The sequence below is a fragment of the Streptomyces sp. NPDC102283 genome (genome assembly GCF_044766265.1).
Taxonomy (GTDB): domain Bacteria; phylum Actinomycetota; class Actinomycetes; order Streptomycetales; family Streptomycetaceae; genus Streptomyces.
Genome location: NZ_JBIWLQ010000010.1, coordinates 239,810 through 266,417, shown reverse-complemented (window position 1 = coordinate 266,417; position 26,608 = coordinate 239,810). Strand labels below are relative to the sequence as shown.

Below are 26,608 nucleotides of genomic sequence, written 5' to 3'. Positions count from 1 at the left end.
CTCTCAGCCCAGCAGAACGTCGTCGTCGCCGAGACGCTTCAGTTCGCGATAGAGGATCGCGAGTCCGGTGACGATGGCGGCCGCGGAGACCGCCGCGTCGACGAGACGCAGCACGTCGTTGTCGTTGCGGGCGAGCTTCGCCTGCTTGGCGACGCTGATAGCGCCGAACGCGGTACTGCCGAGCGCGACGTACAGCCCGGTCTTGGACTTCTTGAAGTTACTGGCCTTCTTTGCCATGGCACTCACAGCGACGGAGCCTCCTCAAGCAGCGGGTGCCCCCACCTTTCCACGAACGCGGCCTCGACGGCCGCTCCGACCTTGTAGAGCCGGTCGTCCTTCATGGCGGGGGCGATGATCTGCAGTCCGACCGGCAGACCGTCCTCCGGGGCCAGGCCGCAGGGCAGCGACATGGCGGAGTTGCCGGCCAGGTTGGTGGGGATGGTGCACAGGTCCGCGAGGTACATCGCCATCGGGTCGTCGGCGCGCTCGCCGATCGGGAAGGCGGTGGTCGGCGTCGTCGGGGAGACGATCACGTCGACCTGCTCGAAGGCCTTCTCGAAGTCCTGGGTGATGAGGGTGCGGACCTTCTGGGCCGAACCGTAGTACGCGTCGTAGTAGCCGGAGCTGAGCGCGTACGTGCCCAGGATGATGCGGCGCTTGACCTCGTCGCCGAAGCCCGCCTCGCGGGTGAGCGCGGTGACGTCCTCGGCCGACTTCGTGCCGTCGTCGCCGACCCGCAGGCCGTAGCGCATGGCGTCGAAGCGGGCCAGGTTGGAGGAGCACTCGGACGGGGCGATCAGGTAGTACGCGGAGAGCGCCAGGTCGAAGGACGGGCAGTCCAGCTCGACGACGTCCGCGCCCAGCGACTTCAGCAGCTCGACCGACTCGTCGAACCGCTGGAGGACACCGGCCTGGTAGCCCTCGCCGCGGAACTGCTTGACGACGCCGACGCGCATGCCCTGTACGGAGCCGTTGCGGGCGGCCTCGACGACCGGCGGGACCGGCGCGTCGATGGACGTCGAGTCCAGCGGGTCGTGCCCGGCGATGGCCTCGTGCAGCAGCGCCGCGTCCAGGACCGTACGGGCGCAGGGCCCGCCCTGGTCGAGGGAGGACGAGAAGGCGACCATGCCGTAGCGGGAGACGCCGCCGTAGGTGGGCTTGACGCCGACCGTGCCGGTGACGGCGGCGGGCTGGCGGATCGAACCGCCGGTGTCCGTGCCGATGGCGAGCGGGGCCTCGTAGGAGGCGAGGGCGGCGGAGGAGCCGCCGCCGGAGCCGCCGGGGATGCGGGTGAGGTCCCAGGGGTTGCCGGTGGGGCCGTAGGCGCTGTTCTCGGTGGAGGACCCCATGGCGAACTCGTCCATGTTGGTCTTGCCGAGGATGACGACGTCGGCGGCGCGCAGCTTCTGTGTGAGCGTCGCGTCGTACGGCGGGACCCAGCCCTCAAGGATCTTGGAACCGACGGTGGTCGGCATGTCCTTGGTGGTGAAGATGTCCTTCAGCGCGAGCGGGACGCCGGCCAGCGGGCCGAGCTTCTCGCCCGCCTCCCGCTTCGCGTCCACGGCACGGGCCTGGGCGAGGGCGCCCTCGCGGTCGATGTGGAGGAAGGCGTGGACCTTCTCGTCGACCGCGTCGATCCGGGCCAGGTGGGCCTCGGTGACCTCGACGGCGGTCAGCTCGCCGGAGGCGATCTTCCCGGCGATCTCGGCCGCGGTGAGCTTGATGATGGTGCTGATGTCCGTCATGGCGGTTAGTCCTCCCCCAGGATCTGCGGCACCTTGAAACGCTGCTGCTCCTGGGCCGGGGCGCCGGAGAGCGCCTGCGCGGGGGTGAGCGACGGACGGACCTCGTCCGCGCGCATGACGTTGGTCAGCGGCAGCGGGTGGGAGGTCGGCGGTACGTCTTGGTCGGCGACCTCGGAGACGCGGGCGACCGCGCCGATGATGTCGTCGAGCTGACCGGCGAAGTGATCGAGCTCTTCGCCCTTCAGCTCCAGACGCGCCAGCCGGGCGAGGTGGGCGACCTCCTCGCGCGTGATGCCAGGCATGCAGCGATCCTCAGGGGTTGGTGTGTGGTTTTGGCCCAATCCTATGGGGTCCGTCAGGGCCGGTTACCCCACCCCGATCGGCTCACTCCTTTCCGGGCGGCGGGGCCCGGAAAGGAGTGAGCCCCGGGCCGCGGCCCGGGGCTCGGAGGAGGGTGTTCGCAAGGGGTGGCTCTCAGGAGCTCTCGGTCTCCGCCGTCCCGTTCACCGCGCCGTTCACCGCGCCGTTCAGCGACGCGTTCATCGAGCCGGTGGCCGATCCGGTGGCGGCGGCCGCCGCCTGGGCCTTCAGCTCCGCGGGCCTGCGCCAGCCGTGCTCGCCGCGCGCCCGCAGCCAGGCCGTCGTCTCCTGCGGCGGCATCGCGGCCGCCACCAGCCAGCCCTGCACCGCGTCGCACCTGAGGTCCCGCAACCGCTCCCACGTCTCGTCGTCCTCGACGCCCTCGGCGACGACGACCAGGCCGAGCGAGTGGGCCAGGTCGATGGTGCAGCGGACGATCTCCGCGTCCTCGTGGTCGACCGCCAGCCGGGCCACGAAGGACCGGTCGATCTTCAGCTCGCTGACCGGCAGTCTGCGCAGGTGGACCAAGGAGGAGTAGCCGGTGCCGAAGTCGTCGAGGGACATCTTCACGCCGTGCGCGGTGAGCCCGGCCAGGGTGTCGGCGGCGCGCTGCGGGTCCTCCAGCAGCACATGCTCGGTGATCTCCAGTTGGAGCGCTCCCGCGGGCACACCGTGACGGGCGAGCCGGGCCGCCACGCTCCCCGCGAAGCCGGGGGTGTGGACGTCGCGCGGGGAGACGTTGACCGCCACGGGCACGAACAGGCCCTGCGCCCGCCAGCGCGCGACCTGGGCGAGCGCCGTCTCCAGGACGTACTCCGTGAGGTGCGGCATCAGACCGGAGGACTCGGCGATCGCGATGAACTCGTCCGGGGGGACCCTGCCGCGCTCCGGGTGCACCCAGCGCACCAGCGCCTCCAGGCCGGCGACCTGCCCGTCGAAGCGGACCTTGGGCTGGTAGTGCAGTTCGACCTCGCTCGCGTCCAGCGCCCGGCGCAGGTCGCCGAGGAGCCCGAGCCGGTCGGGGGTGTTGCTGTCCCGCTTGGACTCGTAGACCTCCACGGCGGTGCGGTCCCGCTTGGCCTGGTACATCGCGACGTCCGCCCGCCGCAGCAGGCCTTCGGCGTCCAGGGCGTGGTCGGGGTAGACGGCGACCCCCGCGCTGGCCTCCAGGACGAGGGTCAGTCCGTCGAGGTCCAGCGGGGAGGACAGCTCGGCGACCAGATGGCGGGCGACCTGCTGGGCGCTGGTGGTCGAGTCGGTGTGCGGCAGCAGGACGGCGAACTCGTCGCCACCGAGCCGGGCGGCCTCCGCGCCGCGCGGCAGGGCGAGCTTCAGGCGCTCCGCTATCTGCAGCAGGAGCCGGTCGCCGGCCAGGTGGCCCAGGGTGTCGTTGACCGCGCGGAAGCGGTCCAGGTCGATGAGGACCAGGGCGGAGCGGGTGCCGATGGACTCCGCGTCCTCCAGCGCCGACCAGGTCCGCTCCAGCAGCCACTGGCGGTTGGGCAGCCCGGTCAGCGGGTCGCGCAGCTGCTCCTCGGCGCGGGCGCGGGCGATCCAGAGCGTGGAGTCGAGGGCGATCAGCGGCACCGCGAAGAGCGGCAGCAGGACGGGCATGGACATCGCGACGGCGCAGATCAGCGGGGCGAGTCCGAGGAGCGCGACGGCGACGAGTCCCTGCCGCAGCATCGCGGTGCGGGCGATGGTGGGCAGTCCGCCGTTGTGCGGGGCCTGCGCGTACCACAGCAGGACCCGGGTGACGAGCAGATACGTCGATGCCGTCAGGAGCAGTTCCGGGACGGCCGCGATGCCCCAGTCGAGTGGCTGCCAGGGCTTCTCGACGGTGGGGACCTCGCCGAAGGCGGCGAGCACGAGGGCCGCCGCGCCGATGCCCAGCATGTCCACCCCGCCGTGCAGGAGCCCCTGCCACCAGCGGTGTCTGCGGGCGGTCCCGACGAGCACCACGACGGCGAGGCTGACCAGCACGGCCGGGAGCCAGCCGAACAGCAGCAGCACGGCGAGGGTGAGGGCGGCCCCGGAGCCGGTGCCGCCCCACCACCGGTCGCGGCCGAGCGCCACCAGATGGCCGACGATGATCCCGGTGAGCACGGCGAGGGACCAGCCCACCGCACCGTCCGGGAAGAGCGCGTGCCCCTGCTGGACGGTCCGGTAGGACCCGACCGCCAGCAGCACCGCGGCGATCCCCACGACGGCGGCGCCCACGGGGGGCGTGAGGCCGACGAAACCTTGCAGCCGCGACACCGGGGCGGCGCTCTCGGTCGGTTTCATTCCGTCCCTCTCACAGCCGGCGGTGCCGATGTCCCTCGGTGGCGCCCGCTCCCGTGGCACCACGGCCCCGTCGAGCAGCCGTGCACGGCGGGCGCACCTCTCAACAGTAGGCCGCGAAAGGCTTCCAGGGGCAGCGCTCTACAGCTCTTGCCCGAATGCGAACCGACCACCCGTCACCATCTGCTATTGACCCGAACGGGTGGCGCGGCAGGGCCATTCGGGGAACGGCGGCCCCTTCTTCACCCCTCTGCCCCGTTTCCTTCCCCGTACGGGCCGCGCCACGCCGGGGCGGCGTCTCGAAGGCGTCTCGATCCGGAGAACAGTGGGCGAACGCGGGTCCGGCGGGCGGTCACTCCCCGCTGTCTTCCGGATCGGTGCCGGGCGTGGCCTCCGGGGCGGGCAGGGCCGCCTCCTTCGCACGTTCGGGTCCCTGTTCGAGCAGGATCGCGAATCCGCCCTCGTCCAGCACGGGCACCTTCAGCTGCATCGCCTTGTCGTACTTGGAGCCGGGGTTGTCGCCGACGACCACGAACGCGGTCTTCTTCGACACCGATCCGGCGACCTTCGCGCCCAGCGCCTGGAGCGCCTCCTTCGCGCCGTCGCGGGTGTGACCCGCGAGGGTGCCGGTGACGACGACGGTGAGCCCTTCGAGGGGGCGGGGGCCCTCGTCCGCCTCGGAGCCCTCGTCCGCCATGCGCACCCCGGCCTCGCGCCACTTGCGCACGATCTCGCGGTGCCAGTCCTCGGCGAACCACTGCTTGACCGAGGCGGCGATGGTCGGCCCGACGCCGTCGGCGGCGGCCAACTCCTCCTCGCTCGCCTCGTCGATCCGGTCGATGGAGCGGAACTGACGGGCCAGCTCCTGGGCGGCGACCGGACCGACGTGCCGGATGGAGAGCCCGGTGAGGACGCGGGCGAGCGGGGCGTCCTTGGCGGCGGCGATGCCTTCCAGCATGGCCACCGCGTTCTTCTTCGGCTCGCCCTGCTGGTTGGCGAAGACCGTCGCGATCTTCTCCTCGCCGGTCTTCGGGTCGCGCTTGGGCAGCCCGCTGTCCTGATCCAGGACGTACGCCCGGATCGGCAGCAGTTGCTCGACGGTCAGGGAGAACAGATCGCTCTCGTCGCGCAGCACGGGCTCGGCGGGCTCCAGGGGCCGGGTCAGGGCGGCGGCGGCCACATAGCCGAAGTGGTCGATGTCCAGGCTCTTGCGTCCGGCGAGGTAGAAGACGCGTTCACGCAACTGGGCGGGGCAGGTACGGGCGTTGGGGCAGCGGAGGTCGATGTCGGCCTCCTTCATCGGGCGCAGCTCCGTCCCGCACTCGGGGCAGTGGGTCGGCATCTCGAAGGCCGTCTCGGTGCCGTCGCGCAGGTCGACGACGGGTCCGAGGATCTCGGGGATGACCTCGCCCGCCTTGCGGATGACGACGGTGTCGCCGATGAGGACGCCCTTGGCCTTCACCACGTTCTGGTTGTGCAGGGTGGCGAACTCGACCTCGGAACCGGCCACTTCGACCGGCTCGACCTGGGCGTACGGAGTGACGCGGCCGGTGCGTCCGACGCCGACACGGATGTTGACCAGCTTGGTGTTGACCTCTTCGGGTGCGTACTTCCAGGCGATGGCCCAGCGCGGGGCACGCGAGGTGGAGCCCAGCCGTCCCTGGAGCGGGATCTCGTCGAGCTTGACGACGACGCCGTCGATCTCGTGCTCCACGGAGTGCCGGTGCTCGCCGTAGTACGCGATGAACTCCCGTACGCCGGCGAGGGAGTCGACGACCTTGTTGTGCTGGGCGGTGGGCAGACCCCAGGCGTGGAGCAGCTCGTAGGCCGCGGAGAGGCGGTCGACGCTCAGGCCCTCGTGGGCGCCGATGCCGTGCACCACCATGTGCAGCGGGCGGGTGGCGGTGACCTTGGGGTCCTTCTGGCGCAGCGATCCGGCCGCCGCGTTGCGCGGGTTGGCGAAGGGCTTGTCGTCGGCGGCGACCAGCCGGGCGTTCAGCTCCTCGAAGTCCTCCATGGGGAAGAAGACCTCGCCGCGGATCTCGACGAGCGCGGGGATGTCCTCGCCCTTGAGGCGGTGCGGGATCTCGGCGATCGTCCGGACGTTGGGGGTGATGTCCTCGCCGGTGCGGCCGTCGCCGCGGGTCGCCGCCCGGGTCAGCCGGCCCTGCTCGTAGGTGAGGTTGACGGCGAGGCCGTCGACCTTCAGCTCGCACAGGAAGTGGTGGTCGGGGGTGCCGACGTCCTTGGCGACCCGGTCCGCCCAGGCGGCCAGCTCCTCGTCGTCGAAGGCGTTGTCCAGGGAGAGCATGCGTTCGCGGTGGACCACGGAGGTGAACTCCGTGCGGTAGGGCCCGGCGACCTTCTGGGTCGGGGAGTCCGGGGTGCGCAGCGACGGGTGCTCCTCCTCCAGTGCCTCCAGGGCGCGCAGCTGCCGGTCGAACTCGCCGTCGCTGACGACCGGCTGGTCCTTCACGTAGTAGCGGAAGCGGTGCTCCTCGATCTGCTCGGCCAGCAGCGCGTGCTTCTCCCGCACGTCCGCCGGAACCGAGCTCTCCTGCTCCACCCGCTCTTCGCCCGCCATCGTCCCGTCCTCCTGTGTACCCGTCGTCCCCGTCACTCAGGGTTGTCCGCGAGCGACCTCGCCGCCCGGGCGCTGTGGGCGAGCGCGGTGCGGGCGTACGCGGGCGACGCGCCCGCGAGACCGCACGACGGGGTGATCGCGACGGACTCGGCGAGAGTCCCCGGATTCAGCCCCAGCCTGCTCCACAGCGTCCTGACCCCCATGACGCTACCGCCCGGGTCGGACAATCCCTCCGAAGCCGCGTCCGTGGAGGGCACCACGCCGAGGAAGAGGTGGGTGCCGCCCTCGACGGCTTCCCCGATCGCCTCCTCCTCACGCTCGGTGAGCAGCGAGAAGTCGAACGAGATCCCGTCGGCCCCGGCCCGGCGCAGCAACGCGAACGGCACCTCGGGGGCGCAGGAGTGGACGAGCGTCGTGCCGTCCTCGCCCGCCGCGGCGAGGACGTCGCGCAGGGTCCCCTCGACGGCTTGGCGGTCGACGGCGCGGTAGGTGCGGTAGCCGCTGGCGGAGCGGACCCTGCCCAGCAAGACGGCGGTCAGGGAGGGTTCGTCGAGTTGGAGGACGACCTTCGCCCCGGGCATCCGGCGGCGGACCTCCGCGAGGTGGGCACGGAGCCCCTCGGCCAGGGATCCGGCGAGGTCGCGGCAGGCGCCGGGGTCGGCCAGCATGGCTTCGCCGCCGCGCAGTTCCAGTGCTCCGGCCAGCGTCCAGGGGCCGACGGCCTGGACCTTGAGCAGGCCCTCGTACCCCTGGGTGAACTCCTCCAGGGCGTCCAGGTCCTCCCCCAGCCAGGAGCGGGCGCGGCGGGTGTCGCGGCCTGGCCGGTCGCTGATCCGCCAGCCGCTCGGCTCGACGTGTCCGTACATCTCGACGAGCATGCCGATGGTCCGGCCGATCATGTCGGCGCCCGGCCCGCGCCCGGGCAGTTCCGCCAGGTACGGCATGCCCTGGCCGTCGGCGAAGGAGCCGGTGACGGTCTTCGCCGCCTCCCTCGCGTCTCCCCCGGGCATCGACCCGATGCCGGTCGCCGGACACCCGCTGAACTTGCTCTTCTCGCTCACGCGGGAAGCCTACGGTCCGCGGCGGGCGACCGGCTCCCCGGGACGTCAGCGACCGGGACGGACGGTGAGGTCGTTGACCTCGGCGTCGCGCGGCAGGTCGATCGCCATCAGGATCGTGGTGGCCACCGACTCGGGGTCGATCCAGCGGGCCGCGTCGTACTCCTTGCCCTCCTGCTGGTGCACCTTGGCCTGCATGGGGCTGGCGGTGCGGCCGGGGTAGACGGTGGTGACGCGCACTCCGTTGCCGTGCTCCTCGTGGCGCAGGGAGTCCGCGAGCGCCTTGAGGCCGTGCTTGCTCGCGGCGTACGCGCTCCAGCCGGCGTGGGCGGCCAGTCCCGCCCCGGAGTTCACGAACAGGACCTGGCCCTGGGAGACGCGGAGCTGCGGGAGCAGGAGGCGGGTGATCTCGGCGGGGGCGATCAGGTTGGCGTTGAGCTGGAAGTGCCAGGCCTTGGGGGTGAGCTCGCCGACTTCCCCGAGCTCGACGACGCCCGCGATGTGCAGCAGGGTGTCGATCCGCTCGGGCATGGACTGCTGGCCGAACGCCCAGGACAGCCGGTCGGGGTTGCCGAGGTCGCCGACGAGGGTGCGCGCGCCCGGGTAGCGGTCGGCGAACTCCTTGGCGCGGCCAGCGTCGCGGGCGAGCAGGACGACGTCGTCGCCGCGCTCCTGGAGACGGCGGGCGACAGCGGCCCCGATGCCGGAACCGGCGCCGGTGATGAGGTGGGTAGACATGGGGCGATCCTAGGACCGCCCCTCCCCGCCGGTGACCGGCGGACTCGTCACGGGTGCTCTGACCGGTGCTCCTGACCGGCTCTCCTCACTGGTGACCGGCGGACTCCTCCAGGTAGGCGAGCGCGCCGACTCCGTCCTTGGCGAAGAAGACCAGGTCGGTCAGAGGGAGGGGCAGGAAGCCCTCGTCCTCCATGCGCTGGAACTGCTGGCGCAGTCCGTCGTAGAAGCCCGCCGTGTTCAGCAGGACGACCGGCTTGGTGTGCTGGCCGTGCTTCTTCAGCTCCAGGATCTCGGTGGCCTCGTCGAGCGTCCCGGTCCCGCCGACCATGATCACGACGGCGTCGGCCTTCTCCAGAAGGAGTGCCTTGCGCTCCGCGAGGTCGCGGGCGATCACCATCTCGTCGGCGTTCGTGCGGGCCTTCGCGGCGAGGAAGTCGACCGAGACGCCCACGAGCCGTCCGCCCGCCGCCTGCACGCCGTCCGCGACGACCTTCATCAGCCCGCTCTCCGATCCGCCCCAGACCAGGGTGTGCCCGCCTCTGCCGAGCAGCTCGGCGAACTCCCGGGCGGGCACGGTGTAGCGGTCGTCGAGGTCGGCGGCGGAGAGGAAGACGCAGATGTTCATGCGCCAACGGTACGACCCGCCTCGGACACACCCTCCGTTCGCGTCCCTGCTCGCATCCCCCGTCCGCCTCCTCGTCCGCCTCGTTCCGGGGCGAAATCCGGCCGCAGGAGAGAGGCGGGGAAGATTATGGGCCCGTACATCGCTGGAACAGGAATGACCACGACACGAGGACACCGCATCACCGTCGAGCCGGGCACCGAGCACGTGCGGGTGGTGCACGACGGACAACTGCTGGCCGAGAGCAGCCGCCCGCTCGTGCTCCGCGAGACCGGCTGCCCGGTCCGCTACTACCTGCCGCCCGAGGACGTCCGCACCGATCTGCTCTCCCCGTCGGACACCACCACCCACTGCCCGTTCAAGGGCGACGCCTCCTACTGGTCGCGGCCCGGGGCCGCCGATCTCGTCTGGGCCTACTCGGACCCGAAGTCCGAAGTCGCCGCCGTCAAGGACCACTTCTGCTTCTACGCGGCGGAGACGGTCGCCGACTGACATCCATAAGGGCATCCCTCGCTCCGGGCTCCGTGAAGTTTTCTCCGCCGGAACGATGAGTTTTCCTGACCACCCCGGTCTGCACTCCCATGGACAGGATTCTCTCCGCCGACGGCACGCCGATCGCCTACCGACGCCAGGGCGACGGCCCGCCGCTGGTGCTGGTCGGCGGGGCGCTGAGCGCTTCGGCCACCGACGCCCCGCTGGCCGCCCTGCTCGCGCCGCGCTTCACGGTGCTCACCTACGACCGCCGGGGCCGGGGCGCCAGCGGTGACGCCGGGCGCTGCTCCCTGGCGCGGGAGGTCGAGGATCTGGCCGCCGTCGTCGGGGCCGCCGGGGCGGGCGCGTCGGTCTTCGGGATGTCGTCGGGCGGGGCGCTGGCCCTGGAGGCGGTCGCCGCCGGACTGCCGGTGGAGCTGCTCGCCGTGTACGAGCCGCCCTATACGCCTGGCGCGTCGGGTCTGCTGTTCAAGGCCCGCTGCACGGCCCGGCTGCACCGGCTGCTGGCGGCCGGTGACCGGGGCGGCGCCGTGGAGCTGTTCCTGTCGATGACGGGCGTAGCGGAGGAGACGGCCGCCCTGATGCGGCGCACGCCGTTGTGGGCGGAGCTGGAGGCGATGGCGCACACACTGGCGTACGACGACGCCCTGCTGGGCGACGGGGCTGTCCCGGTCGAGCGGTTCGCGGCCGTCGCCGCCCGGACGCTGGTGATCTGCGGCGGCTTCAGCAGCGCCCCGGCGCGCGCGGCGACCCGGACGCTGGCCGACGCCCTGCCGCGCGGCCGGCACCGCACGCTGACGGGCCAGATGCGTGAGGTGGCGCCCCAGGTGATCGCCCCGGTGCTGGCGGACTTCTTCGCCAGGGACGTGTACGCGTACCGGCAGGCGTCGTAGACCTTCTCGCGCGCCGGCCGCCGCGGGACTGCCCTCCGCCGGTCCGGCCGGAGGGCCCCGGCCTCAGCCGCCCGTCGCCACCCGCTCGCGGCGGGACGTCGTGGCGATGGTGGCCGAGCCGACCACGCGCGTGCCGTCGTACAGGACGACCGCCTGGCCCGGGGCCACGCCCCGGACCGGCTCGGTGAAGGTGACGTTGAGCTCGGAGCCGTCGACCAGCTCGGCGGTGACCTCGCTCTCGCCGCCGTGGGCGCGGAGCTGGGCGGTGTACGTTCCCGGGCCGGCGGGCGGCGTTCCGCACCAGCGGGGCTTGATCGCGGTCAGCGAGGTCACGTCGAGGGCCTCGACGGGGCCGACGGTGACGGTGTTGTCCACCGGGGAGATGTCGAGGACGTAGCGCGGCTTGCCGTCGGGGGCCGGGTGGCCGATCCTCAGGCCCTTGCGCTGGCCGATGGTGAAGCCGAACGCGCCCTCGTGGGTGCCCAGCTTCGTACCGGACTCGTCGAGGATGTCGCCCTCGGCGGGGCCGCCGAGGCGGTCCGCCAGGAAGCCCTGGGTATCGCCGTCGGCGATGAAGCAGATGTCGTGGCTGTCGGGCTTCTTGGCGACGGCCAGGCCCCGGCGCTCGGCCTCGGCGCGGATCTCGTCCTTGGTGGTGAGGGTGTCGCCGAGCGGGAACATGGCGTGGGCGAGCTGCTTCTCGTCCAGGACGCCGAGCACATAGCTCTGGTCCTTGGCCATGTCGGAGGCGCGGTGCAGCTCGCGGCTGCCGTCCTCGGCGAGCACGACGGTGGCGTAGTGGCCGGTGCACACGGCGTCGAAGCCGAGGGCGAGGGCCTTGTCGAGCAGCGCGGCGAACTTGATCTTCTCGTTGCAGCGCAGGCAGGGGTTGGGGGTGCGCCCGGCCTCGTACTCCGCGACGAAGTCCTCGACGACGTCCTCGCGGAAGCGTTCCGCGAGGTCCCAGACGTAGAACGGGATACCGATGACGTCGGCCGCGCGGCGGGCGTCCCGGGAGTCCTCGATGGTGCAACAGCCGCGCGCCCCGGTCCGGAAGGACTGGGGATTCGCGGACAGGGCGAGGTGGACACCGGTCACGTCGTGGCCCGCCTCGGCGGCGCGGGCCGCGGCGACGGCGGAGTCCACGCCGCCCGACATCGCGGCGAGGACACGCAGGGGGCGCTGGGGAGTCTGAGTCATAGCTCCTCCAGGGTACGGGTCGCCGGGAACCGAACGCTCGCGGATATGCGTTGACGCTCACATGGGGAACAACGGGAGCACCCGGGGTGCGCGAAAGCCTTCGGGAAAGTCTTCGGGCTCGTCTTCGCGGAGGAAGCCCGCGAATGCGCGGAAGAAGCCCGCGGACGGCGTCAGCCGGCGCGCGCTGCTGATCGGCGGCGGCGCGGTGGCGGCCGCCGGCACCGCCGCCGTGCTCGCGCGCGACAAGGTCAAGCGCCTGTGGTGGCAGGTGCCCGGGGTCGAGAAGCCCCGGAAGCCGGGCGAGCTGGACTACGCGGGGGCGACCTGGGTGGCCGCGTCGGAGGCGAACTGGCGGCGCGCGGACCGGCCGGATGACTTCACTGTCGACCGGGTGATCATCCACGTCACGCAGGGGAGTTTCGCCAGCGCGGTGCGGGTGTTCCAGGACCCCGCCCACCAGGCCGCGACGCACTACATCGTGGGTCAGGACGGGCGGGTGGTGCAGATGATCCGCGAGCTGGACGTGGCGTACCAGGCGGGCAACCGCGCGTACAACGAACGCGGCGTCGGCATCGAGCACGAGGGGTTCGTGGACCGGCCCAAGGACCTCACGAAGGCGATGTACGCGTCCTCGGCGCGGCTCACGGCGTCGATCTGCGCACGGCACGGCATACCCGTCGACCGGGAGCACATCATCGGGCACGTGGAGGTGCCGGGCACCGACCACACGGACCCGGGCCCGCACTGGGACTGGGACCGCTACATGGAGCTGGTACGCCGGGCCGCGACGGCACCCACGCCCACGCCTACGCCCACACCTTCGGCGAAGGCGTAGCGGCGGCGTAGCGGCCTCTCCCTCAGCTGAGCCCGGCCGTCCTCGCCCGCTCCACCGCCGGGCCGATCGCCTCGGCCAGCGCCTTCACGTCGTCCTCGGTCGAGGTGTGGCCGAGCGAGAAGCGCAGGGTGCCCCGGGCCAGGTCCGGATCGGTGCCGGTGGCGAGCAGCACGTGGCTGGGCTGGGCGATCCCGGCGGTGCAGGCGGAGCCGGTGGAGCACTCGATGCCCTGGGCGTCCAGCAGCAGGAGGAGGGAGTCGCCCTCGCAGCCCGGGAAGCTGAAGTGGGCGTTGGCCGGGAGGCGTCCGGCCGGATCCGGGTCGCCGCCGAGCACGGCGTCCGGCACGGCCCGGCGCACGGCGGCCACGAGGTCGTCGCGCAGGGAGCCCACGCGCCGGGCGAACTGCTCGCGCCGCTCGGCCGCCAGCCGTCCGGCGACCGCGAAGGAGGCGACGGCGGGCACGTCCAGGGTGCCGGAGCGCACGTGCCGCTCCTGCCCGCCGCCGTGCAGGACGGGTACGGGGGTGTGGTCGCGCCCCAGCAGCAGCGCGCCGATACCGAACGGGCCGCCGATCTTGTGCCCGCTGACCGTCATGGCGGCCAGCCCGGAGCGGGCGAAGTCGACCTCCAGCTGGCCGAAGGCCTGGACCGCGTCGGCGTGCATGGGGATGGAGAACTCCGCCGCCACCGACGCCAGTTCGCGGACCGGCATGATCGTGCCGATCTCGTTGTTGGCCCACATCACGGTGATCATCGCGACGTCGTCGGGGTCGCGGAGGATCGCCTCGCGCAGGTCCTCGGGGTGGACCCGGCCGTGGCGGTCGACCGGGAGGTAGTCGACGGTCGCGCCCTCGTGCTCCGCGAGCCAGTCGACGGCGTCCAGGACCGCGTGGTGTTCGACGGGTCCGGCGAGGACCCGGGTGCGGCGGGGGTCGGCGTCGCGCCGGGACCAGTAGAGGCCCTTCACGGCGAGGTTGTCGGCCTCCGTGCCACCGGAGGTGAGGACCACCTCGCTGGGGCGTGCGCCGAGGGCGTCGGCGAGGGCTTCTCTGGACTCCTCGACGGTACGGCGGGCCCGGCGTCCGGCGGCGTGCAGTGAGGAGGCGTTGCCGGTGGCGGAGAGCAGGGCGGTCATCGCCCCGATCGCTTCGGGAAGCATCGGGGTGGTCGCGGCGTGGTCGAGGTAAGCCATGGTGGGGCCGATTCTACGAGCCCGGCACGGGGCGCATGCCGGGCGCGTCTCGGCCCGGTCCCCGCGCACACCCGCGTGGGTCCCCGCGCACACCCGCGTGGGCGGCTCGTGGGGCCGCGTGGCGGTGGCATCAGCCGCCGAGATTCCAGGCGACCGTGCCGTTGCCGGTGACGAGGACGGCGAGCACGACGAGGTCGGCGATGCCCAGGGCGAGGCCCAGCAGGGCACGTCCCCGGCGGCGTGTGCGGCGGGCCAGGGCCAGCAGGGCCAGCACGATCGCGGTGGGCCCGAGCAGGATGTTGAGGACCAGCAGCCCGACGAGGCCGAGGACGAACGAGGCGACGGCCGGTCCGTCGGCCTCCCGGCCGGCGGACCGGGAGGCTGCCGCACGCGCATCGGAGGCGGGGACGGGGACGAGGTCCCGCCCGGTGGCTCCGGAACCCGTATCGGCGTCGGCGCCGGCGCCGGAATCGGTCGCGCGGCGGGCGAAGTCGGTGAGGGTCATGGTGCGAGCTCCTTCGGATCGGTCCGGGAAACGGCAGGCTCGGCGGGTGCGGGTGCGGGTGCGGTTCCGGGTGCGGCGGCGGGGCGGGTCAGTGGTCGCGGCGCGACGCGCGCTCGCGTACGGCGAAGATCAGCAGCCAGCAGCCGATGACGGTCGCGGCGGCCAGGGTCAGCGGCAGCGGCATGTGGGCGACCGCCCCGAGGACGATGCCCAGCAGGAGCAGCGCGGCGACGAGGACGAGCACGGCGGAACCTCTCTGTGCGACGGCGAACGGCGTTCGGCGGCCTCGGCAGCTTCGGCAGCCGTCGGAAAGCCCGCGGAGCCTGGGAAGCCGTTGGGAGTACGAGTGTTCACTGACTTGTCAGTCTAAACCCCGGACCCCTTCCTCGGCCCGGAGAACGGTTGTTTACTGAATGGCATGAGTCACACCCCCGCCGGAGTCCGCCAGACCCAGAAGCTCAGGACGCGCCAGGCCCTCCTGGACGCGGCGCTCACCCTGCTGGAGCACCAGAGCCTGAGCAGCCTGGGTCTGCGGGAGGTCACCCGGGCCGCCGGAGTCACCCCGACGGCCTTCTACCGGCACTTCGAGGACACCGCCGCGCTCGGCGTCGCCCTGGTCGAGGAGACCCTGGGCAGCTTGCACGGGCTGATCGGCGCGGTGCTCGCGGAGACCGGCGACAGCGAGGAACGGCTGGACCGCAGCGTGGAGGTGATAGCGCGCCACGTCGGCGCGCAGCCCGCCCACTTCCGGTTCATCGCCCGTGAGCAGCACGGCGGCGTGGGGCCGGTGCGCGTGGCCATCGCCGCCCAGCTGCTGCGGTTCGCGCAGGAGGTGGCGCTCGCGCTGCGTGAGGAGCCGGGGTCTTCCGGGTGGAGCGCGGCGGACCTGCTGATGCTGGGCGGCCTCTATGTGGACCACATGGTGATCACCGCCTCGGCCCTGTTGGAGGCGGGTCCGGCGGGTGAGCGGGAGGTCGTCCGGGTGGCCCGCCGCCGGCTGCGGCTCATCTCGATCGGCCGCGAGCACTGGCTGGACGAGGAGTGACCGCGGTGGCCGCACCGGGCCCGCCGCCCCCGACCACCCTTGACCCTCCCGTAACAGGAGGCTCTACGGTCCCCGGGTATGAAGATCGTCGTCCATGACACCGCCTCCGCCCACCTCGAACTCCTGCGCCGCCCCGTGGCCCGGCGACCCGACGCCCTGCGCGAGATGCTCGCCCCGTTGCAGGAGGTGATGTCCCGGGTGGGGGTCGGCGACCTGGTCGAGAGGCACCGCACGGGCAGCGGCTTCCCGCTCGACCGGGACGACCCGCGCCTTCCGGAGGCCCTGGAGCGGATGCGGGAGGCCCGGGTGTGGGAGCGGATCGAGGACTCCCTCGCCACCGCGCGGGAACGGCTGGGCGCGGCCGCGCCCGGTGCGCGGACCGCCGGCACCGTGCACGTGGTTCTCGTGCTCGGCGACCCGGACGACCCGATGATGAGCCTGAACCAGGGCTACTTCGGCCTCGGCGGCATCCCGGGCGCGATCCTGCTGATGATGTGGCCCACCGCGACCAGCCTCGCCAAGATCGAGCACGCCGCCGCCCACGAGCTGCACCACAACGTCCGCTACGCCAACGTGGACTGGGACCCGATGGCGGTCACGGTCGGCGAGCAGGTCGTGGCCGAGGGGCTGGCCGAGGCCTTCGTACGGGAGCTGGCGGGCGAGGACGCCATGGGCCCCTGGGCGACGTCGCTGTCCGGCGCGGAGCTGGACGACGTCTGCGCGAAGGTGGCGGCCGGGATCGACGTGGCGGGCATGCGGAACCTGTCCCCGTACGTGTTCGGCGACCGCACCGCCCTCCAGCTGGGGCAGGAGCCGGTCGGGCTGCCGGACTTCGCCGGATACGCGGCCGGGCTGCGCTTCGCCGACGCCCACCTCGCGGCCTCCGGACTGACCGCAGCCGCGAGCGTCGCCCTGCCCGCGCGCGAGATCCTCGGGAACGCGGGCGTGCCGACCCGCTCATGACCCGGCCCGGGGACCTCCGCCTCCGGTTCCGGGAGACTGGTCCGATGAGGAGCGAGGACCGACACCCCGGGGAACCGCCCGCCGACGGCCTGACCGTCGGGCGGACGGCCGAGCTCGTCGGGGTCAGCGTGAAGACGCTGCACCACTGGGACACGATCGGCCTGGTGCGGCCTGGCGGGCGCACGAGGGCCGGATACCGGGTGTACGGGGACGACGACGTCGCCCGGCTCCACCGGGTGCTCGTCTACCGGGAGATCGGCATTCCGCTCGCCTCGATCGGGCGGCTCCTGGACGACCCGGAGGTCGACGCGCGCGAGCATCTGCACCGGCAGCGGGGGCAGCTCGCGGAGCGGATCTCCCGGCTGGAACGGATGGTGGGGGCGGTGGACCGCATGTTGCTGGAGTCGAAACCGGGGATCCGGCTGACGCCCGAGGAACAGGTGGAGATCTTCGGGGCCGACTGGCAGCCCGCCCGGACCGAGGAGGCCGAGGAGCGCTGGAGCGACACGGACCAGTGGGCGCAGTACGCGGAGCGGGCGGCGAGGATGAGCCGCGAGGACTGGAAGGACGTGGCGGCGACCGTCGAGGCCCTGACCGCCGACCTCGCCACCGCCTACCGCACGGGCGTGGCTCCCGGGTCGGAGGTCGCGGACGCCCTCGCGGAGCGGCACCGCGCGCAGATCGCGACGTACTTCGACTGCACGTACGCCATGCAGGTCTGCATCGGCCGGACGTATGTCACCGATCCCGGCTACGCCGCGCACTACGACGCGATCGCGCCGGGCCTCGGCGGCTGGCTGTGCGAGGTGATCGCCGCGAACGCCGGGGCGCATGGCGTCGATCCGGCGTCCGCGGTCTGGGAGTGAAGGCGCCTCAGGCGGTGCGCGGGGCCTTGGCCAGCTGGCGGGACTGGGCGACGAGGCGGTCGGCGCTGTCCCAGACCTCCGCGTCCTCCTCCAGGAAGCCGCCCGCGAGGTTGCGGGTGGTGATGGAGACGCGCAGCGGGCCCGGCGCGGGGCGGCAGCGGATGTGGGTGGTCAGCTCGACGGTGGGGGTCCAGCCGGCCAGGCCCAGCTCGAACGAGGTCGGCGGCAGGGCGTCCACGGTGAGCAGCAGCGACAGCGGGTCCGGGTCGCGGCCGTCGGCCAGGCCGAACCAGCCGCGCATCTCGCCCTTGCCGGACGGGGCGCCGACGGCCCAGCCGACGGTGGCCGGGTCGAGCTTGATGTCCAGGCGGTCGGTGATGGCGGAGCTGCCGGGAATCCTGGGCGCACCGTCGCTCGGGCCCAGGCAGTGGTCCCGGTCGGGCATGGCGGGCGGCAGGGCCGTCGTGCGGACGTCGTCGGGGAGCGTGTCCAGGTCGCCGTAGGTGGCCAGGACCCGGATGCGCTCGACCTCGCTCCCGTCCTCGGCGTACTGGAAGAGGGAGGCCTGGCCCGTGGAGAGGGTGCGGCCGGTGCGGACGACCTGGGTGCGTACGACGGCGGGTCCGGGCACGGAGGCGGTGAGGTAGTGCGCCGAGACGGAGAACGGGTCGGGGTGCGGCAGGGCGTCGCCCAGTGCCCGGCCGAGCAGCGCCAGCAGATAGCCGCCGTTGACGGCTTGGATGATGGTCCAGCCCGCGGAGAGGTCGGCGTCGTAGACGCCCTCCTCGCGCAGGGTGACCGCGGTGTCCCGGTCGAACTCGCTGTCGCCGATGGTTGCCCGTGCGGTCTGCGCCGCCTCAGTCGCTGCCTGTGCCATGGCATGCACGGTACATGGGTCCCGCTACTGAGCGGTAGCTTTTTGGGAGCCGGATCGCCGGGCTACGTGGCCGCCGAACCCTTCTCGGCGCGCGCGGAGGAGCGGTTGTACGCGCGGGGCGCGCGCCAGTGGAAGCGCAGCGCCAGCAGTCGCAGGGCGAACGCGGCGATCACCGCCAGCCCGCTGGTCAGGGCGTTGAGGGTGTCGAAGCGGATGCAGAGGACGACCATGGTCGCGCCGACGATCGCGGGCACCGCGTACAGGTCGCGGTCCCAGCGCAGCAGGGAGGGCACCTCGTTGGCCAGCACGTCGCGCAGCACGCCGCCGCCGACCGCGGTGGCCAGGCCCAGTGCCGCCGACGCGGTGAGCCCGAGGCCGTACTCGTACGCCTTGACCGTGCCGGTCACGCAGAACAGGCCGAGCCCCGCCGCGTCGAAGACGTTGACGCCGACCTGGATGCGCTCCACGTGCGGGTGGAGGAAGAAGACCAGGACGGCGGCGAACAGCGGGGTGGTGAAGTAGCCGAGGTCGGTGAAGGCGGCGGGCGGGATCGCCCCGATCATCACGTCACGGAACAGCCCTCCGCCCAGCGCTGTCACCTCCGCGAGAACCGCGATGCCGAAGACGTCGAAGTTCTTGCGGACGGCGAGCAGGGCGCCCGAGATCGCGAAGACGAAGATCCCGACGAGATCGAGCGCATGCTGGACGGAGGGCGTGAACAGTTCGGTGAGCACCGGGCAATTGTGCCGGTGCCGGACGCTCCCCCTACGCCTTCGGGCTGTCCTCCGTCTGTTGCGTGGCGTCCGCCGCCTTCTGGGTGGGATCCGCGTCGGCCTGGGCCGGTACGGTCGCGGGCTCCTTCGCGGGAGCCTCGGTGGCGGGCTCGCCCTCCGCGGTCTCCACCGCTTCGGCCGCCACCGTCTCCGTGCCGGTGACCGCCTCGATGCCCGTGGCCAGGGTCTGCTTCACCGTCCCGGCCTCGATCCCGGCCGTGAAGTGGCAGGCCACCTTGTGCCCGTCGCCGGTGTCCAGCAGCGGCGGGCGCTCCGTGGCGCACTTGGTCTCCTGCACCCACGGGCAGCGGGTGTGGAAGCGGCAGCCGGCCGGCGGGTTCGCCGGCGAGGGCAGGTCGCCGTGGAGCAGGATCCGCTCGCGGCGGTCCTCGACCTCGGGGTCGGGCACCGGGACGGCCGACATCAGCGCCTTGGTGTACGGGTGCCGGGGCCCCGCGTACAACGCGTCGCTCGGGGCCTCCTCGACGAGCCCGCCGAGATACATCACCCCGATGACGTCCGAGATGTGCCGGACGACCGCGAGGTCGTGCGCGATGACCAGGTAGGTCAGGCCGAGGGACTCCTGGAGCTCCTCCAGCAGGTTGATCACCTGCGCCTGGACCGAGACGTCCAGCGCGGACACCGGCTCGTCGCAGATGATCACGTCCGGCTCCAGCACCAGCGCGCGGGCGATGCCGATGCGCTGGCGCTGGCCGCCGGAGAACTCGTGCGGGTAGCGGGACATCGCGTTGGACGGCAGGCCGACCTTGGCGAGGATGGACTCGATCTTCTTCCGGCGCTCCGCCGCGTCCTTCCCGATGCCGTGGGCGGCCATGCCCTCGGCGAGGATGGACTCGATGTTCTGCCGGGGGTTGAGGCTGCCCAGCGGGTCCTGGAAGACCATCTGGAGGCGGCGGCGGAAGGCCCGCATCTCCTCGGAGGGCAGCTTCGCCAGGTCGGTGCCGTCGAAGACGACCCCGCCCTCGGTGATGTCGTTCAACCGCAGGACCGCGCGGCCGAGCGTCGTCTTGCCACAGCCCGACTCGCCGACCAGCCCGTACGTCTGACCGGCCTCGACGCTCAGCGAGACGCCGTCGACCGCGTAGACGTGGCCCACCGTACGGTCGAAGAGGAGGCCCTTCTTGACCGGGAAGTGGACCTTGACGCCGTCCAGTTCGAGAAGGCTCATGCCGGGACCTCCGCCTTGGGCAGGACCGGGTTGACGCAGCGCACCTGGTGTCCGGCCGTGCGTGGTTCGGTCAGTTCGGGAGTGCCGGTGAGGCACTCCATCGTGTAGTGGTCGCACCGGGGTGCGAACGCGCAGCCGTCGGCCCAGGCGATCTTGTCGTTGATGGAGCCGCGGATCGGGTGCAACGGCTCGCCGCGCGGCGCGTCCAGCCGCGGGATGGAGCCGAGCAGCCCGTGCGCGTACGGGTGGGTGGGGTGGGCGAACAGCTCGCGGCGGCCCGCCGATTCCACCGCCCGTCCCGCGTACAGGACGTTGACCTCGTCGCAGAGGCCGGCGACGACGCCCAGGTCGTGCGTGATCATCAGCAGGGCAGTGCCCTCCTGGTCGACCAACTCCTTCAGGAGCTCCAGGATCTGCGCCTGGATGGTCACGTCCAGGGCGGTCGTCGGCTCGTCGGCGATCAGGAGCCGGGGGGCGCAGGCGACCGCCATGGCGATCAGCGCCCGCTGGCGCATACCGCCGGAGAGCTGGTGCGGATACTCCTTGAGCCGCCGGTCCGGGTCGGGGATGCCGACCCGGTCGAGCAGGAACGCGGCTTCCTTGCGGGCCTTCTCGCCCTTCAGCCCGCGGTGGCGCTGGAGGATCTCGGTGACCTGGATCCCGATGGGGACGACCGGGTTCAGTGAGGAGAGCGGGTCCTGGAAGATCATCGCGAGCTGGCTGCCGCGCAGATCGCGCAGCTTGCGCTCGTTCATGGTCAGCAGGTTCTGACCGTCGAACTCGGCACGGCCGCCGACGCGCACACCCTTGCGGGGCAGCAGCCCCATCAGGGCGAGCGAGGTGACGGACTTGCCGCAGCCCGACTCGCCGACCAGGCCCACGACCTGGCCCTGGTCGACCTCGAAGGAGACACCGTCCACGGCCGTGGCGTCCTTGCGGCCGCGGGCGGTGAAGGTGACGCTGAGTTCCTCAACGGAGAGCAGTGACATGGGACTTCAGCCTCGCAACTTCGGGTCGAGGGCTTCGCGCATGGCCTCGCCGAGCAGGGTGAAGCCGAGGGCGGTGATGATGATCCCGACGGCCGGGTAGGCGGCCATCATCGGCTCGTTGTCGAAGAAGCGCTGTGCCTGGGAGAGCATCACGCCCCACTCGGGAATGGCCGGGTCGGGGTTGCCGAGGCCCAGGTAGGACAGGGCCGCGGCCTCGATGATCGCGGTGGCCAGGCTCAGCGTGGCCTGGACGATCACCGGGCTCAGCGAGTTCGGCAGGATCTGCGTGAGCACGATCCGCTTGCGCCGGATACCGACCGCCTTCGCGGCGAGCACGTAGTCCGCGCCGCCCTGGACCAGCATCGAACCGCGCAGCAGGCGGGCGAAGATGGGGATCTGGACGACACCCACGGCGATCATCACGGTGGTCAGGGACTGACCGAGGACCGCGGCGATGGAGACCGCGAGCAGCAGCGAGGGAAGCGACAGCATGATGTCGGTGAAGCGCATGATCACGGTGTCGACGCGCTGGCCGGCCTTGCCGCCGAGGGTGGCGGCGGCTCCGGAGAGCACACCGACCAGCGCGCCGACGATCAGTCCGATGAGCATGGAGACGACACCGACGAGCAGTGTCTGCCGGGCCCCGACGAGCCAGCGGGAGAACATGTCGCGGCCCAGGTGGTCCAGGCCGAACCAGTTCTCGCCGCGCATGCCGACGAACTTGCCCTGGTTGGGGAAGACTTCGCTGCGCCAGTTCTGCGCGGTGGCTCCGTGCGGGGCCACCATCGGTCCGACGACGGCGACGATGACGAACGCGCCGATGATGACCGCGCCGATGATCGCCATCTTGCTGGAGCGCATCCGGCGGAACGCCTCGCGCCACAGACTGGTTCCGGTGACCGTCTCCGAGCTCTGGGTCAGCTCGGCGAGGCGGTCGACCTTGTCCGCTTTGTTGGTCAGGATCGTCACGTCAGTGCACCCGCACTCTCGGGTCGATGATGCTGTACGCGAGGTCGACCAGCAGGTTGATCAGCACGTACACCATCGCGATGAAGAGAATGAACCCGACGAGGACCGGATAGTCGCGGCCGTCGATCGCGGTACGGATGAAGGAGCCCAGCCCGCCGAAGTCGAAGACGGACTCGGTGAGCACCGCACCGGAGAGCAGGCTGCCGGTCAGCAGGCCGACCGCGGTGATCACGGGCAGCAGGGCGTTGCGCAGGACATGGCGCCCGCGCACGGTCTTCTTGTCGAGGCCCTTGGACTCGGCGGTGCGGATGTAGTCCTCGCCGAGCACTTCCAGCACGCTGGCGCGGGTCATCCGGACGATGACGGCGAGCGGGATCGAGGCCAGCGCGACGGCGGGCAGGATCAAGTGCATGATCGCGTTCCAGCTCGCGTCGAACTCACCCGTCAACAGGCCGTCCAGGACAGCGAATCCGGTGACGTCGGTGGCGTTGAGGCCGGAGTCGAGCCGACCCTGGCTCGGGAACCACTGCAGCTGCACGGAGAAGATCCCGCGCAGCAGCACGGCCAGGAAGAAGACCGGGATGCAGATGCCGAGCAGCGATCCGGAGACGGAGGCGACGTCCAGCCAGCCGCCGCGGTGCTTGGCCGCGAGGTAGCCCATCGGGATGCCGACGACGACGGCGATCAGGATCGCCGCCAGGCTCAGCTCCACCGTCGCGGGGAAGGCGCGGGTGAATTCGTCCCACACCGGCTGGCCGGTCTGGGTGGAGGTTCCGAGGTCGAGCTCGAAGATGCGCTTGAGGAAGCGCCAGTACTGGACGTGGACCGGCTCGTCGAGCCCGAGTGCCCGGTTGATTCTCGCTACTTCGGCTTCGGTGGCCCGCTCGCCCAGGATCGCTGTGGCGGGTCCGCCGGGCAGTCGGTTCAGCCAGAGGAACAGCAGGACCGACAGGCCGAGCAGGGTGGGAATGAGCTGGAGAAGTCTTCTTACGACGAGTCGCAGCACCCCGCATGCCCCTTTCTCACGTGCGTCGATGCGGGTCCGCCCGGCCACCTGGTTGCTGTGGCCGGGCGGACCCGCTGGTGTGCGATTACTTGAAGGAGACCTCGGCGAAGTCCTCCTGCGTGAGCGGGGAGACCTTCGGCGGGTTGACGTTCTTGGCGAACGCGATGGCCGGCGGCGACGACGAGATCGGCACGCCCGGGACGTACTCCGCGATCACGTCGTTGGCCTTCTTGTAGGCCTCGGTGCGGGCCGCCGGGTCGGTGACCTTGGAGGCGGCGTTGACGGCGTCGAAGACCTTCTGGTCCTTGAAGCCCCACTGCTTGTCCGGTCCGGCGAACCAGGTGCCGATGAAGTTGTAGCCGTCGTTGAAGTCACCGGTCCAGCCGAGCATGTGCAGGGCGCAGGAGCCCGCCTCGGTGGCGTCCAGGTAGTCCGGGGCCCACTTCATGGCCTTCGGCTTGACGGTGATGCCGGCCTTCTCCAGGTCGGCCTTCATCAGCTCGAACATGTCCTGCGGGGCGGGCATGTACGGGCGGGTGACCTCGGTCGGGTAGCAGAAGTCGATGCTCAGCTTCTCCGCACCGGCCTGCTTGAGGAGGTCCTTCGCCTTGGCGGTGTCGAACGGGTACGTCTTCACCTTGTCCGAGTAGCCGGCGACCGTGTCGGGCATGAACTGGGTCGCGACCTTGCCGCCCTCGGGCAGCTGGGTGTTGACCAGGTTCTCGCGGTCGATGGCGTGCGTGATCGCCTGACGGACCTCGGGCTTCTTCAGCGCCGGGTTCGCCGACTGGCTCATCCCGATGTAGAAGATGTTGAAGACGTCACGGGTCGGGACCTCGTAACCCTCCTTCTCCAGCGTCGTCACATCGGCCGGCGCGACCAGGTCGTAGCCGTCGATGTCACCCGCCTGGAGCGCCTGGCGGCGGGTCTCCTCGGTGGAGATGGTGCGGAAGACCAGGTTCTTCACCTTGGCCTTGTCGCCCCAGTAGCCGTCGAAGCGCGTGAGGGAGACTTCCTTGTTCCCCTTGTTCCACTTCGTGATCTTGTACGGGCCGGTGCCGGCGACCGTGCCGGCCTCCTGGCTGTACTTGGGGTACGTGATCGCGTCGCCCTTGGCGCTCGCGTCCTGCTTCTCGTACTCCTTGATGGCCTTCGGCGAGTGGATCGCCAGCGCCTGGAGGGAGAACCCGCCCGGCAGGTTCGCCGAGGGCTCGTTCACCTCGATGACGGCCGTGTTGTCGTCCTTGGCCGTGCAGGACTTGTAGTTGGGCTTGGGCGCCTCGGCGTCCTCGTTCTTCGCGAACCCGCCCATGATGGTCTGCCAGTAGTAGGAGACCGCGCTGGACTGGTACGTGCCCTTCCAGTTGAACCAGTGGTCGTAGTTCGCGCAGACCGCTGCGGCGTTGAACGCCTCGCCGTCGTGGAACTTCACGCCCTGGCGCAGGTTGAACGTCCAGACCTTGCCGGCCGGGTCGCTCGACCACTTCTCCGCGAGGCCGCCGACGAGCTTGCTACCACCGGGCTCGTGCTCCAGGAGCGCCTCGAAGGCCTGACGGGTGACGCGGAACGTCTCGCCGTCACTCGCGAGGGCGGGGTCGAGGGAACCGGGGTCACCGGCTCCGGCGAAGACGAAGGTGTCCTTGTCGCCCCCCTTGGAGTTGCCCTCGTCCCGCTCGCTGGAACAGCCCGTGGCGATCAGGCCGACAGCGACCGCTGTCGTGATCGCCCGGACAGCCCGGGACTTGAATATGCGCATGGGTCCACCCCTGGTTCGCCATGTGGTGAGCTTTGATGGCCGCACACTACAGACGGTGCCTGCCGCAAGAGAACAGTCCGGATAGCGGTGAGACCTAGTCGAGACCCGGACAGTTAACAAACCGTCCAGTTCCGGGACATCCTCACGGGGGAAGTTAACAAGCCGGACATCGACGAGTGTTCGACGCAGGGTGACCACGAGCGGCGAGCCGCGCCCGACCGCGCCGCCCCGACTCCCAGGGGCGGTCCGCGTGCGCCGGCTTGCCCGGCATGCTTCCCCTCACCAGTTCGCAGGCGCAGGTGTACGACCGGGAGTTCCGCCGGCGCGGAGTACGCGAACAGGGCTGGGGCCGGGGGCTGGTGGCCGTGGCCGCCCTCATCCGGCTCTGGCCGGCCTACCAGCTCTTCTTCTCGTTCAGCGTCGAATACGGCGCGAAGTCCCGTCCCATCGCGTGCGATTCCCGCGCCTTCCCCGGGGACGCCTCCTTTGATGCGTCGCACACCGAGACCGAGCGCGAGCGCTGCGACGCCGCACGCGACTGGGGGCCGATGCTCGCCGCCCTCCTGCTCTCGCTCCCGCCGGCCGCGGTCGGCACCGCGCTGTACGCCTCCGGCACGTCCGCGCTGCGCACCGCCGGTCACGCCGCGGAGGTCACGCGCCTGAACGCCGTCAACAGCCCTGAGCGGGCCGACCGGGGCCGCCCGGGGGCCCTTTCCGGGATCGGCCGGCCCCTTGAGGGTCAGCGGGGAAGGGGCGGGTAGCCGTAGCCGGGGGCGGCGGCCGGGGGCGGGCCCGCGGGGGCGTGCGCCTCGCGGTCGTAGAACGGACGGGCGTTCGCGCGCAGCCACATGCCGACCGGGTCGTACTCGTCGGACAGGGCGACGGTGGAGACGGGCAGCCCCTCGGGGACCGCGCCGACCGACTGCCGCATCATCTCGCGCACCGATTCGACGGAGGCGCGGCCGGTGTCGTAGAGGTCGAGGCCGATCGCGAGATACGGGACCCCGACCGCGGGGTGCACCCAGGCGCGGCGCAGGGAGCGGATCGCGGGGGTGCGGTGGGCGTTCTGGGTGAGCAGGGCGTAGAACTGCGGGAGTTCGATGGTGGGGTCGGAGAGCCGGAGCGGTCCGGCGGGCAGCCGGTCCAGGCCGGTGGCGATGCGCCGCAGGTCGAGCCAGGGGATGCCGACGCCGCCCCCGGGAGCGTGCGGATTGAGCCAGATACCCCAGCGGTCGGGGAACAGGGAGCGGGCGATGTCGCGTCCGGTGACCAGCTCGTGGGCGCGGTTCCAGCCGCTGGCGGACAGCTCCTGGGCGGAGGTGACGCAGGGGGCGTAGCCCAGGCCGTCGATCTCCATGTTGCCGTACTGGGCGTCCGGTGAGCCGGCCGTGCCGTGCCAGAGCAGCATCCAGATCCGGCCCTCGGCGACCGCGGCGAGCAGCGCCTCGTAGGCGTCGTAACGCCCGGGGGTCACCTGGCGCAGCATGTGCTCGACCTTCCCGGCCGCCGCAGTGCCTGACGCACTCACCCTGGGTTCCGCCCCTCGTCGATCCGTCGCGTGTCGATCCGTCGCGTTCGCGCAGACGCTCCCGGGCACACGGGAGCGACCACGCCATCAAACCAGCTTATGCGCCACTTCTGACACCGACTTGACGCCACGGTCCGACG

At 71.6% G+C, this 26,608-nt stretch carries 27 protein-coding genes; 7 read left to right on the top strand and 20 right to left on the bottom strand.

Annotated elements, in window-relative coordinates:
* Positions 1-3 precede the first annotated feature (3 nt).
* The 8 genes from ACIRJT_RS21635 to ACIRJT_RS21600 all read right to left on the bottom strand — a co-directional run bounded on the left by ACIRJT_RS21635 (position 4) and on the right by ACIRJT_RS21600 (position 9,393).
* Positions 4-237 (bottom strand): hypothetical protein, encoded by a 234-nt coding sequence (locus ACIRJT_RS21635; RefSeq protein WP_018509752.1) that lies wholly within the window; start codon positions 235-237, stop codon positions 4-6.
* A 5-nt stretch (positions 238-242) separates the two neighbouring features.
* Positions 243-1,745 carry an Asp-tRNA(Asn)/Glu-tRNA(Gln) amidotransferase subunit GatA gene (gene gatA / locus ACIRJT_RS21630; RefSeq protein WP_403911459.1) on the bottom strand — a complete coding sequence of 501 codons (1,503 nt, stop codon included), beginning with the start codon at positions 1,743-1,745 and terminating at the stop codon, positions 243-245.
* A gap of 5 nt (positions 1,746-1,750) precedes the next feature.
* On the bottom strand, positions 1,751-2,047 hold the full coding sequence (gene gatC / locus ACIRJT_RS21625; RefSeq protein WP_003966094.1) for an Asp-tRNA(Asn)/Glu-tRNA(Gln) amidotransferase subunit GatC: 297 nt from the start codon (positions 2,045-2,047) through the stop codon (positions 1,751-1,753).
* Positions 2,048-2,219: 172 nt separating this feature from the next.
* The gene (locus ACIRJT_RS21620) at positions 2,220-4,391 is read right to left on the bottom strand and encodes a putative bifunctional diguanylate cyclase/phosphodiesterase (protein ID WP_403911457.1); all 2,172 of its coding nucleotides are present in this window, start codon (positions 4,389-4,391) and stop codon (positions 2,220-2,222) included.
* A 349-nt stretch (positions 4,392-4,740) separates the two neighbouring features.
* A complete protein-coding gene (gene ligA / locus ACIRJT_RS21615; RefSeq protein ID WP_403911455.1) occupies positions 4,741-6,972 on the bottom strand; it encodes an NAD-dependent DNA ligase LigA in 2,232 nt (743 codons plus the stop codon).
* 32 nt (positions 6,973-7,004) lie between these two features.
* Entirely contained in the window at positions 7,005-8,033 is a 1,029-nt protein-coding gene (locus ACIRJT_RS21610; protein ID WP_403911454.1) for a methionine synthase, read from the bottom strand.
* 45 nt (positions 8,034-8,078) lie between these two features.
* A complete protein-coding gene (locus ACIRJT_RS21605; RefSeq protein ID WP_265599160.1) occupies positions 8,079-8,768 on the bottom strand; it encodes an SDR family oxidoreductase in 690 nt (229 codons plus the stop codon).
* An 85-nt stretch (positions 8,769-8,853) separates the two neighbouring features.
* Positions 8,854-9,393 (bottom strand): TIGR00730 family Rossman fold protein, encoded by a 540-nt coding sequence (locus tag ACIRJT_RS21600; RefSeq protein ID WP_403911452.1) that lies wholly within the window; start codon positions 9,391-9,393, stop codon positions 8,854-8,856.
* Between the two features lie 153 nt (positions 9,394-9,546).
* On the opposite strand from ACIRJT_RS21600, the gene ACIRJT_RS21595 reads away from it, so the two are divergent.
* On the top strand, positions 9,547-9,882 hold the full coding sequence (locus ACIRJT_RS21595) for a DUF427 domain-containing protein (RefSeq protein ID WP_403911450.1): 336 nt from the start codon (positions 9,547-9,549) through the stop codon (positions 9,880-9,882).
* 89 nt (positions 9,883-9,971) lie between these two features.
* Positions 9,972-10,775, top strand: coding sequence for an alpha/beta fold hydrolase (locus tag ACIRJT_RS21590; RefSeq protein WP_403911448.1), 804 nt, complete (start codon positions 9,972-9,974; stop codon positions 10,773-10,775).
* A gap of 63 nt (positions 10,776-10,838) precedes the next feature.
* Here ACIRJT_RS21590 and mnmA read toward each other — a convergent pair whose 3' ends face one another.
* Positions 10,839-11,975, bottom strand: a complete 1,137-nt coding sequence (gene mnmA, locus ACIRJT_RS21585; protein ID WP_403911446.1) for a tRNA 2-thiouridine(34) synthase MnmA — start codon at positions 11,973-11,975, stop codon at positions 10,839-10,841.
* Positions 11,976-12,036: 61 nt separating this feature from the next.
* On the opposite strand from mnmA, the gene ACIRJT_RS21580 reads away from it, so the two are divergent.
* On the top strand, positions 12,037-12,810 hold the full coding sequence (locus tag ACIRJT_RS21580; protein ID WP_403911444.1) for an N-acetylmuramoyl-L-alanine amidase: 774 nt from the start codon (positions 12,037-12,039) through the stop codon (positions 12,808-12,810).
* A gap of 22 nt (positions 12,811-12,832) precedes the next feature.
* On the opposite strand, the gene ACIRJT_RS21575 is transcribed toward ACIRJT_RS21580, so the two are convergent.
* The 3 genes from ACIRJT_RS21575 to ACIRJT_RS21565 form a co-directional block, all read right to left on the bottom strand.
* Positions 12,833-14,002 carry a cysteine desulfurase family protein gene (locus ACIRJT_RS21575; RefSeq protein ID WP_403911442.1) on the bottom strand — a complete coding sequence of 390 codons (1,170 nt, stop codon included), beginning with the start codon at positions 14,000-14,002 and terminating at the stop codon, positions 12,833-12,835.
* 130 nt (positions 14,003-14,132) lie between these two features.
* Positions 14,133-14,507, bottom strand: coding sequence for a hypothetical protein (locus ACIRJT_RS21570; RefSeq protein WP_403911441.1), 375 nt, complete (start codon positions 14,505-14,507; stop codon positions 14,133-14,135).
* A gap of 88 nt (positions 14,508-14,595) precedes the next feature.
* Entirely contained in the window at positions 14,596-14,751 is a 156-nt protein-coding gene (locus ACIRJT_RS21565) for a hypothetical protein (RefSeq protein ID WP_403911439.1), read from the bottom strand.
* A gap of 174 nt (positions 14,752-14,925) precedes the next feature.
* Between ACIRJT_RS21565 and ACIRJT_RS21560 the strand changes: the two genes are divergently transcribed.
* The 3 genes from ACIRJT_RS21560 (at position 14,926) to ACIRJT_RS21550 (ending at position 17,381) form a co-directional block, all read left to right on the top strand.
* A complete protein-coding gene (locus ACIRJT_RS21560; protein WP_403911438.1) occupies positions 14,926-15,552 on the top strand; it encodes a TetR family transcriptional regulator in 627 nt (208 codons plus the stop codon).
* Between the two features lie 78 nt (positions 15,553-15,630).
* The gene (locus tag ACIRJT_RS21555) at positions 15,631-16,515 is read left to right on the top strand and encodes a DUF2268 domain-containing protein (RefSeq protein ID WP_403911436.1); all 885 of its coding nucleotides are present in this window, start codon (positions 15,631-15,633) and stop codon (positions 16,513-16,515) included.
* A 44-nt stretch (positions 16,516-16,559) separates the two neighbouring features.
* A complete protein-coding gene (locus tag ACIRJT_RS21550) occupies positions 16,560-17,381 on the top strand; it encodes a MerR family transcriptional regulator (RefSeq protein ID WP_403911435.1) in 822 nt (273 codons plus the stop codon).
* 7 nt (positions 17,382-17,388) lie between these two features.
* Here the strand turns inward: ACIRJT_RS21550 and ACIRJT_RS21545 are convergent, their stop codons facing one another.
* The 7 genes from ACIRJT_RS21545 to ACIRJT_RS21515 all read right to left on the bottom strand — a co-directional run bounded on the left by ACIRJT_RS21545 (position 17,389) and on the right by ACIRJT_RS21515 (position 24,940).
* A complete protein-coding gene (locus ACIRJT_RS21545; protein ID WP_403911433.1) occupies positions 17,389-18,258 on the bottom strand; it encodes a thioesterase family protein in 870 nt (289 codons plus the stop codon).
* Between the two features lie 62 nt (positions 18,259-18,320).
* Entirely contained in the window at positions 18,321-18,992 is a 672-nt protein-coding gene (locus ACIRJT_RS21540; RefSeq protein WP_402014554.1) for a trimeric intracellular cation channel family protein, read from the bottom strand.
* A 31-nt stretch (positions 18,993-19,023) separates the two neighbouring features.
* Entirely contained in the window at positions 19,024-20,220 is a 1,197-nt protein-coding gene (locus ACIRJT_RS21535) for an oligopeptide/dipeptide ABC transporter ATP-binding protein (protein WP_403911431.1), read from the bottom strand.
* Entirely contained in the window at positions 20,217-21,209 is a 993-nt protein-coding gene (locus ACIRJT_RS21530) for an ABC transporter ATP-binding protein (protein ID WP_403911429.1), read from the bottom strand. The genes ACIRJT_RS21535 and ACIRJT_RS21530 overlap by 4 nt, the downstream gene beginning before the upstream one ends.
* 6 nt (positions 21,210-21,215) lie before the next feature.
* Complete coding sequence (locus ACIRJT_RS21525) at positions 21,216-22,178, bottom strand: ABC transporter permease (protein ID WP_403911427.1); 963 nt, start codon at positions 22,176-22,178, stop codon at positions 21,216-21,218.
* A gap of 1 nt (position 22,179) precedes the next feature.
* Positions 22,180-23,184 carry an ABC transporter permease gene (locus tag ACIRJT_RS21520; RefSeq protein WP_403911425.1) on the bottom strand — a complete coding sequence of 335 codons (1,005 nt, stop codon included), beginning with the start codon at positions 23,182-23,184 and terminating at the stop codon, positions 22,180-22,182.
* Positions 23,185-23,269: 85 nt separating this feature from the next.
* A complete protein-coding gene (locus tag ACIRJT_RS21515; RefSeq protein ID WP_403911423.1) occupies positions 23,270-24,940 on the bottom strand; it encodes an ABC transporter substrate-binding protein in 1,671 nt (556 codons plus the stop codon).
* A 269-nt stretch (positions 24,941-25,209) separates the two neighbouring features.
* Between ACIRJT_RS21515 and ACIRJT_RS21510 the strand changes: the two genes are divergently transcribed.
* Entirely contained in the window at positions 25,210-25,701 is a 492-nt protein-coding gene (locus tag ACIRJT_RS21510) for a hypothetical protein (RefSeq protein WP_403911421.1), read from the top strand.
* On the opposite strand, the gene ACIRJT_RS21505 is transcribed toward ACIRJT_RS21510, so the two are convergent.
* On the bottom strand, positions 25,680-26,426 hold the full coding sequence (locus ACIRJT_RS21505) for an enhanced serine sensitivity protein SseB C-terminal domain-containing protein (RefSeq protein ID WP_371626040.1): 747 nt from the start codon (positions 26,424-26,426) through the stop codon (positions 25,680-25,682). The genes ACIRJT_RS21510 and ACIRJT_RS21505 overlap by 22 nt on opposite strands.
* Positions 26,427-26,608: the final 182 nt, after the last annotated feature.

Bases quoted from the DNA above. Each gene is read 5' to 3' on its own strand.
- ACIRJT_RS21635 (WP_018509752.1), bottom strand. From the start codon at position 237: ATGGCAAAGAAGGCCAGTAACTTCAAGAAGTCCAAGACCGGGCTGTAC.
- gatA (WP_403911459.1), bottom strand. From the start codon at position 1,745: ATGACGGACATCAGCACCATCATCAAGCTCACCGCGGCCGAGATCGCC.
- gatC (WP_003966094.1), bottom strand. From the start codon at position 2,047: ATGCCTGGCATCACGCGCGAGGAGGTCGCCCACCTCGCCCGGCTGGCG.
- ACIRJT_RS21620 (WP_403911457.1), bottom strand. From the start codon at position 4,391: ATGAAACCGACCGAGAGCGCCGCCCCGGTGTCGCGGCTGCAAGGTTTC.
- ligA (WP_403911455.1), bottom strand. From the start codon at position 6,972: ATGGCGGGCGAAGAGCGGGTGGAGCAGGAGAGCTCGGTTCCGGCGGAC.
- ACIRJT_RS21605 (WP_265599160.1), bottom strand. From the start codon at position 8,768: ATGTCTACCCACCTCATCACCGGCGCCGGTTCCGGCATCGGGGCCGCT.
- ACIRJT_RS21600 (WP_403911452.1), bottom strand. From the start codon at position 9,393: ATGAACATCTGCGTCTTCCTCTCCGCCGCCGACCTCGACGACCGCTAC.
- ACIRJT_RS21595 (WP_403911450.1), top strand. From the start codon at position 9,547: ATGACCACGACACGAGGACACCGCATCACCGTCGAGCCGGGCACCGAG.
- ACIRJT_RS21590 (WP_403911448.1), top strand. From the start codon at position 9,972: ATGGACAGGATTCTCTCCGCCGACGGCACGCCGATCGCCTACCGACGC.
- mnmA (WP_403911446.1), bottom strand. From the start codon at position 11,975: ATGACTCAGACTCCCCAGCGCCCCCTGCGTGTCCTCGCCGCGATGTCG.
- ACIRJT_RS21580 (WP_403911444.1), top strand. From the start codon at position 12,037: ATGGGGAACAACGGGAGCACCCGGGGTGCGCGAAAGCCTTCGGGAAAG.
- ACIRJT_RS21575 (WP_403911442.1), bottom strand. From the start codon at position 14,002: ATGGCTTACCTCGACCACGCCGCGACCACCCCGATGCTTCCCGAAGCG.
- ACIRJT_RS21570 (WP_403911441.1), bottom strand. From the start codon at position 14,507: ATGACCCTCACCGACTTCGCCCGCCGCGCGACCGATTCCGGCGCCGGC.
- ACIRJT_RS21560 (WP_403911438.1), top strand. From the start codon at position 14,926: ATGAGTCACACCCCCGCCGGAGTCCGCCAGACCCAGAAGCTCAGGACG.
- ACIRJT_RS21555 (WP_403911436.1), top strand. From the start codon at position 15,631: ATGAAGATCGTCGTCCATGACACCGCCTCCGCCCACCTCGAACTCCTG.
- ACIRJT_RS21550 (WP_403911435.1), top strand. From the start codon at position 16,560: ATGAGGAGCGAGGACCGACACCCCGGGGAACCGCCCGCCGACGGCCTG.
- ACIRJT_RS21545 (WP_403911433.1), bottom strand. From the start codon at position 18,258: ATGGCACAGGCAGCGACTGAGGCGGCGCAGACCGCACGGGCAACCATC.
- ACIRJT_RS21535 (WP_403911431.1), bottom strand. From the start codon at position 20,220: ATGAGCCTTCTCGAACTGGACGGCGTCAAGGTCCACTTCCCGGTCAAG.
- ACIRJT_RS21530 (WP_403911429.1), bottom strand. From the start codon at position 21,209: ATGTCACTGCTCTCCGTTGAGGAACTCAGCGTCACCTTCACCGCCCGC.
- ACIRJT_RS21515 (WP_403911423.1), bottom strand. From the start codon at position 24,940: ATGCGCATATTCAAGTCCCGGGCTGTCCGGGCGATCACGACAGCGGTC.
- ACIRJT_RS21510 (WP_403911421.1), top strand. From the start codon at position 25,210: ATGCTTCCCCTCACCAGTTCGCAGGCGCAGGTGTACGACCGGGAGTTC.
- ACIRJT_RS21505 (WP_371626040.1), bottom strand. From the start codon at position 26,426: ATGCTGCGCCAGGTGACCCCCGGGCGTTACGACGCCTACGAGGCGCTG.